At 42.4% G+C, this 6,712-nt stretch carries 6 protein-coding genes; 1 reads left to right on the top strand and 5 read right to left on the bottom strand.

Features of this window, described 5'->3' with window-relative positions; all coding sequences use genetic code 11:
- Positions 1–111 precede the first annotated feature (111 nt).
- The 5 genes from ACM0OS_RS27955 to ACM0OS_RS27935 form a co-directional block, all read right to left on the bottom strand.
- Positions 112–648, bottom strand: a complete 537-nt coding sequence (locus ACM0OS_RS27955; RefSeq protein ID WP_414546439.1) for a 5-formyltetrahydrofolate cyclo-ligase — start codon at positions 646–648, stop codon at positions 112–114.
- 102 nt (positions 649–750) lie between these two features.
- Entirely contained in the window at positions 751–1,695 is a 945-nt protein-coding gene (locus tag ACM0OS_RS27950; RefSeq protein ID WP_414546438.1) for a GDP-L-fucose synthase family protein, read from the bottom strand.
- A 26-nt stretch (positions 1,696–1,721) separates the two neighbouring features.
- Positions 1,722–2,801 carry a GDP-mannose 4,6-dehydratase gene (gene gmd / locus ACM0OS_RS27945; protein ID WP_414546437.1) on the bottom strand — a complete coding sequence of 360 codons (1,080 nt, stop codon included), beginning with the start codon at positions 2,799–2,801 and terminating at the stop codon, positions 1,722–1,724.
- A gap of 351 nt (positions 2,802–3,152) precedes the next feature.
- A complete protein-coding gene (locus ACM0OS_RS27940; RefSeq protein WP_414546440.1) occupies positions 3,153–3,935 on the bottom strand; it encodes a sugar transferase in 783 nt (260 codons plus the stop codon).
- Positions 3,936–4,033: 98 nt separating this feature from the next.
- Complete coding sequence (locus ACM0OS_RS27935) at positions 4,034–5,191, bottom strand: glycosyltransferase (RefSeq protein ID WP_414546436.1); 1,158 nt, start codon at positions 5,189–5,191, stop codon at positions 4,034–4,036.
- Between the two features lie 286 nt (positions 5,192–5,477).
- On the opposite strand from ACM0OS_RS27935, the gene ACM0OS_RS27930 reads away from it, so the two are divergent.
- The gene (locus tag ACM0OS_RS27930) at positions 5,478–6,416 is read left to right on the top strand and encodes an NAD-dependent epimerase/dehydratase family protein (RefSeq protein ID WP_414546435.1); all 939 of its coding nucleotides are present in this window, start codon (positions 5,478–5,480) and stop codon (positions 6,414–6,416) included.
- The last annotated feature ends 296 nt before the right edge of the window (positions 6,417–6,712 follow it).

Genomic DNA, 6,712 nt, shown 5'->3' with positions numbered 1-6,712 from the left:
TCTCAAATTGTTGCCACATCTCATCTTCAACTGCCTTGTCACCCGTTAAGCTTAAATTCATTCCTAGTACAGTTATTGAGAAGCAGAAAAAATTGATCACCAGTCAGCAAATTAATTTTCAGTCACTACAGCTTTCAATGGTTGATCCCAAGTTTCAATAGGTAGTTGAGGTAAATAAGCAAAATTAAATATAATACCGATAGTTGGCTTGTGACTCCACTCTGGAGAACTGAGTAAGCGATCGTAATAACCCCCACCATAGCCCAGGCGATATCCTTGATAATCGCAAGCAACACTAGGCACAAGAATTAAATCAACTTCTTGGGGATTAATAGTTGGGGCGTGGGCATGAGGTTCAGTAATACCATAAGCGCCTGTTTGCAGAGAATCCTCAGGTTGCCAAATATGCCAATTAAGAGATTTACCTACGCAGCGAGGAAATCCCCAACGATATTGGCTATTGGTAAATAATGCACCCAGGTCAGGTTCTTGACGAAAGCTGAAATAAGCAAGTATTGTTTTTGCCTGGGTAAATAAAGTAGATTTTTGCAAATTTTTACAGATGCGATCGCTTTTTTCTCGCCATTCTTCCACAGACATCGATTGCCGTTGTTTGAGTATAGTCCGGCGTAATGTAACTTTCTCCATCAAACTTCAAACCACCTCCGCGCACCTTTACGCTTCCCTTCGGGTGACTTTTCATTCATCTTTGCCAAATAAAAAAGGTGGGCAACGCCCACCCCAGAGTCATTATGCAGCGTTTTGCCGATACCATTCAATCGTATTCTTTAACCCTTGCCTAAAACTTACTTGAGCCGTAAACCCGAAGGCTTGCTTGGCTCGTTCAGTATCCAAACAACGACGAGGTTGACCATTAGGTTTGTCGGTTTCCCAAACAATTTCCCCATCAAACTCCATCAATTCACAGATGAGATTAATTAAATCACGAATGGATATTTCCGAACCCGTTCCCAAATTAACTGGTTCAGAGTCGTTATAAGATTGAGTACCCATAACGATTCCCCGTGCCGCATCTTCTGAATACAGAAACTCGCGGGTAGGACTACCATCACCCCAAACAGGAAGTTGTTTTTCTCCCTTAATTTGGGCTTCGTGGACTTTGCGAATTAACGCCGGAATCACATGGGAACTGCTGGTATCAAAGTTATCTTCTGGCCCGTATAAATTTACTGGCAGCAAGTAAATGCCATTAAAGCCATACTGCTGGCGGTAAGATTGCAATTGCACTAACAGCGCTTTTTTAGCAATGCCGTAGGGGGCGTTAGTTTCCTCTGGGTAGCCATTCCAGAGATCATCTTCTTTAAATGGCACAGGGGTAAATTTGGGATAGGCACAGATGGTGCCTACACAAACGAATTTTTCTACTCCAACTTGATGGGCGGCATGAATTAGCTGGGTGCCCATGATCAAGTTGTCGTAAAATAACTCTGCTGGTTTTTCCCGGTTAAGACCAATACCACCCACGTGAGCAGCTAAGTGGATAATAATATCTTGTTGGTCGGCTACCCGTTGGCAGACTTCCAAGCTACGCAAGTCATGTTCACGCGATCGCGGCACTGTAATTTTGGCACTATCCGCTCCAGCTTGACACAGCTGATCGATCACCTGACGACCGAGAAAACCCGCCCCACCAGTGACGAGGATTCGCTTGTTGCTGAGTTCAAAGGTGGTCATATTTTTAGCCTCATGGGATATATAAATCAGAAGTGGAGAGCGCCCAGTTCTTGACGAATAGTAGCCATCTCATGAGGAAGAGCCGCACCATTACCATTGGGTGAAGTATGACCCAAGGCCTGTAGGTCTGCTTCCACCATTAAAGCCACTAGTTCATCAAAGGTTACCGAAGGCTGCCAACCCAATTTTTCTTTTGCCTTAGTGGGATCACCAATTAATAAGTCTACTTCTGCCGGGCGCAGATAGCGATCGTCAAACTCAACATGATTTTCCCAGTTGAGATTTACATAACCAAATGCCTTTTCTAAAAATTCCCTTACAGAGTGGGTTTCGCCAGTGGCAATTACGTAGTCGTCCGGCTGGTCTTTCTGCAACATCAGCCACATTGCCCGCACGTAATCTTTGGCATAGCCCCAATCTCGTTTAGCATCAAGATTGCCCATGTAGATTTTTTTCTGTTTACCAGCCACAATTTTGGCGACTGCTCTGGTAATTTTGCGAGTTACAAAGGTTTCACCTCGACGTGGCGATTCGTGGTTAAACAAGATGCCATTACACGCAAACAACTGATAAGACTCACGGTAATTTATCGTTTGCCAATGGGCATAAACTTTCGCACAAGCATAGGGACTGCGGGGATAAAACGGCGTAGTCTCGCTTTGGGGGACTGCTTGTACCAAACCATACATTTCTGAAGAACCCGCTTGATAAAAACGCACCTGAATGCCTGTGCGTTGCTGGTAGTCGCGGATTGCTTCTAGTAAGCGCAGAGTTCCCATACCTACGGCGTCTACTGTGTATTCTGGTGAATCAAAGCTGACTCTGACATGAGATTGCGCGCCTAGGTTGTAAATTTCTGTCGGCTTGACCTCTTCTAAGATGCGCCGGAGCGTCGTACCATCTGTCAAGTCGCCATAGTGCAGAAACAAGCGCACTCCCTCTTTGTGAGGGTCTTCGTACATATGATCAATGCGGTCTGTGTTGAAGGTAGAAGTCCGGCGGATGATCCCATGTACCTCATAACCTTGCTCTAGCAAAAACTCACTCAGGTATGAACCATCTTGACCAGTGATACCAGTAATCAACGCTCGCTTGTTTTGGGTCATACTCAATTATACCTTGTTAGTTTTGGTGAAATTTTTACAAGCCAATTGATACAACCTAGCAATTAAATACTAGATTGCTTAATGGCGAACCTACGGGTTTTTATAATTAATCGAGGTTTTCCGTCAATAAATATACTTAATAAAAAATTATTTAACAAGTCAACATCAAGCAACTTAATGCATGATACTGGAAAATGTTTCATGGGGAGTAAGGGAAGAAGAGGCAGGGGGCAAGTTGTAGGGTATGCGAAAGCAGAAAATAATCTTTTTTCCTCATCTCCCTGATCCTCCTCATTTCCCTTAATTCTCCCCAAAGTGAAGAAGTATATTAGAGAATAAAGATTGAGTGGTTCAGTATGCTCCGTTATTCTTAGGTAAAATAACCACATCAATGGTTTTCAGTATTATCCATAAATCAAGCCAAAAATTTCTAAATTTGACATAATGTAGGTCTATTTGCACTCGGCGTGGGTAAGGAATATCGTTACGTCCAGATACCTGCCATAATCCGGTAATTCCTGGTCTTATTGTGAGAATGTGATCGATGTGACAACCATATTTGGGAAGTTCCTCCGTTACTAAGGGTCTTGGTCCGACCACGCTCATGTCTCCTTTTAAAACGTTCCAAAATTGGGGAAATTCGTCTAAGCTAGTAATTCGCAAAAATTGTCCGATTTTGGTAATTCGGGGGTCTTGTTTGAGCTTAAAGCTGCTTTCAAACTCTTGCCGCAAATGGGGCGATGTTTCCATCATTTGTATAAACATCTCATCTGCATTGCTCACCATTGTGCGGAATTTAATACAATTGAATGGTTTGTAATTTTTTCCTACCCGTTTTTGGATATAAAAAATTGGCCCTTCTGAGCTACAAGCAATCAGCAAGGACAAAACTAAGTAGACGGGAAAAAATAAAATCAACACCAACAAAGAAAAGATGATATCAAACAGTCGCTTTGCGAACTCTCCGTTTAAACCCTGAAAAGACCAGCCTCTGGGTTTCAGCCTAGGCGCTTTTGTCTTTTGGACGCGTCTTAAAAAAGTACGCGTAGACGCACTAGTTTCTGGCTTCTTGGCTTTGCCGTTTCTGAAGGGTAGGTATCGCTTGCCGGAGAGGAGTGAGCTCTGGGCAGTCATCATACTCCTTAATAATCCACACCACACATAGTCCCAATCTTAAAGCTAAAATGATTTGCTTCGGTCGGAAAATTACCAAAAGCTTATAAAATTACCTTTTAAATTTCACTAATCAGTCCTAAGGATGACCTATTTTTGTAACATTGATCTATGAAAGCGAGATATTGTTCTGCAAAAACTTGCGGTGAAAAGCGGGTGGCGTGCGATCGCACATACTCAAGATTAAATAAATTTTGATACATTTCAAATTTCTCTACTGCTTCTATCAAAGATGCGGCTGTTTGCTTGTTGAAAAATATGCCTGTGGCTGTCTCCTTAAAAGAGTGCAAATCCCGCACGGTTTCTAGCGCACCTCCAGCACCATAGGCAATCACTGGCGTACCGCAAGCTTGTGCCTCTACTAAGGCAATGCCAAAATCTTCACAAGCTGCATACACAAACGCTTTAGCTCTAGCCATATATTTTTTGACTACATCATCAGGTTGCCATCCTAGTATTTCAATGTTAGAGTTTGCTATTTGCGAAATTTTTTCCATCTCTGGCCCTGTACCAATGATTACTAAAGGCTTTTGTAATTGATTAAAAGCTCTGACAATTAAAGATACTTGTTTATAGCTTACTAAACGGGAAACTATTAAATAAAAATCTTCCTTGTCTGGCAAAAACGGCAAATTGTCAATATTCACAGGGGGATAAATTACTTTTGCTTCTCGCCGATAGCAACGCCAAATACGACGAGCTGTATGGTGCGAATTAGCAATGAAGTGATCAACACGATTCGCACTCAATACATCCCACTGACGCAAACGATGTAGTAAATACCGTGTTCCCCATCCAGGTAAACCATTACCCAATTTGCTGTGGCGCAGATAATCAAATGTCAAGTCCCAAGCATAGCGCATGGGACTATGGCAATAACAAATATGCAACTGATCAGGAGTAGTCAAAACTCCTTTGGCAACAGCGTGAGATGACGACAGAATCACGTCGTATTGCCGTAAATCCAGTTGCTCAATTGCCAACGGTAAAAAAGGCAAGTATTTTTGGACACCATTACGCGCACCAGGTAAATGCTGAAGAAACGTTGTGCCAATCTGACGTTGATATAAATAACTTTCAGAATTGCTAGATTCAAAATCAATCAGAGCATATACATTGGCATCAATGTGTTTCAGAATTTCTTGTACAACTAATTCTGAACCGCCTGTGGCCTTAGGTGTCAGCCATTCATGAACTAAAGCATATTTCAAGGGCACAGCTAACTTTAATAGGTAGAAAAAACGCAAGGCAATTAATAAGGTTAACTGAACAGTTTCCCTTGGTAATCAAAGAATTGGGAAGTGCCCCAGATTGAGCTAAAGACGTAATTATCTCCCAAGAGGTTCCAGAGGGACACTGCAACCTGATAACCTCAAGTTGGGGACTGGAGAACTTGAGGCCCCTTCTGGGGATAAAGCAATGGGAACTGGGAAAAATTTTCTTTTCTCTAATCTCTAGTCTCTAGCCTCTTGACAACACGCAAAAGTTAAAAACTGGGAATCTATGCGAATTTTAATCATGGGTGGTACTCGGTTCATTGGTGTCTATCTAACTCAACTGCTGGTAGATCAAGGACATGAGGTGGTACTGTTCAATCGTGGTAATCGTCCTGTACCTTCTTTGCAGGGAGTAGGACAAATTATAGGCGATCGCACTGACGCAACCCAACTTAAGGAAAAATTATCATCAGAAAATTTTGATGTCGTTTTTGATAACAATGGTCGGGAACTTACTGACACCCAACCACTGGCAGAAATTTTTCAAGGACGGGTACAACATTTTGTTTATATGAGTTCTGCGGGGGTATATCTCAAATCTGACCAGTTACCCCACATAGAAGGCGATGCAGTAGATCCGAAAAGTCGTCACCGGGGTAAGCATGAGACGGAAGCTTACTTGAGTCAACATCAATTACCCTTTACCTCGATTCGCCCAACTTATATTTATGGGCCACAAAACTATAATCCTTTAGAAAGCTGGTTTTTTGATAGAATTGTGCGCGATCGCCCGTTACCTATTCCCGGTAATGGACTGCATATTACCCAGTTAGGTCATGTCAAAGATTTGGCTACAGCCATGTCTCAGGTGATTGGCAATGAACAAGCCATAGGAGAAATTTATAATATTTCAGGCGATCGCTATGTCACTTTTGATGGTTTGGCCCGTGCTTGTGCTGTGGCGGCTGGCAAATCACCTGATGCGATTAAAATAGTACATTACGACCCGAAAAAATTTGACTTCGGCAAACGCAAAGCTTTTCCTATGCGGGTGCAGCATTTCTTCGCATCAGTAAATAAAGCAATAACGGAATTAAATTGGCAACCTGAATATGATTTAATTTCTGGACTAGCTGATTCTCTAGACAACGATTATCTGGCGAACGGGCAAGATAAAGCTGAGGTGGATTTCTCTTTAGATGAGGAAATTTTACAGGCTGTCTAAAGCTGTTCTGGGTATATGCCCAAATTTTGCAAATAATTCCGCCCGTTGGCTTTTGGAAGTATCCCCATTTGAGATTGTGACATTTTAGGAACTTCCAAGTGAAACACCAGGGGGCAGGCTTCGCCGTGAGCGTAGCTTCCCGAAGGGTAAGGGGGTAGGGGAGAAAAAACACCCACAATTCCACTCAGCTTTAAACCTTATCCTTTGATAAAAAATAATCAATTGCTTTTGCATCTGAGGGATACCCCTCTTCTGTCACTTTCCGGGTATTCTAAATAAAAGAATCAAAAGAAAAA

Origin of the sequence: Nostoc sp. CCY0012 (assembly GCF_963920855.1) — a bacterium.
Taxonomy (GTDB): Bacteria; Cyanobacteriota; Cyanobacteriia; order Cyanobacteriales; family Nostocaceae; genus Cyanocohniella.
Note: the sequence above shows the minus strand (reverse complement) of the source record. Positions and strands in the feature narration are given on the sequence as shown.

Bases quoted from the DNA above. Each gene is read 5' to 3' on its own strand.
- ACM0OS_RS27955 (WP_414546439.1), bottom strand. From the start codon at position 648: ATGGAGAAAGTTACATTACGCCGGACTATACTCAAACAACGGCAATCG.
- ACM0OS_RS27950 (WP_414546438.1), bottom strand. From the start codon at position 1,695: ATGACCACCTTTGAACTCAGCAACAAGCGAATCCTCGTCACTGGTGGG.
- gmd (WP_414546437.1), bottom strand. From the start codon at position 2,801: ATGACCCAAAACAAGCGAGCGTTGATTACTGGTATCACTGGTCAAGAT.
- ACM0OS_RS27940 (WP_414546440.1), bottom strand. From the start codon at position 3,935: ATGACTGCCCAGAGCTCACTCCTCTCCGGCAAGCGATACCTACCCTTC.
- ACM0OS_RS27930 (WP_414546435.1), top strand. From the start codon at position 5,478: ATGCGAATTTTAATCATGGGTGGTACTCGGTTCATTGGTGTCTATCTA.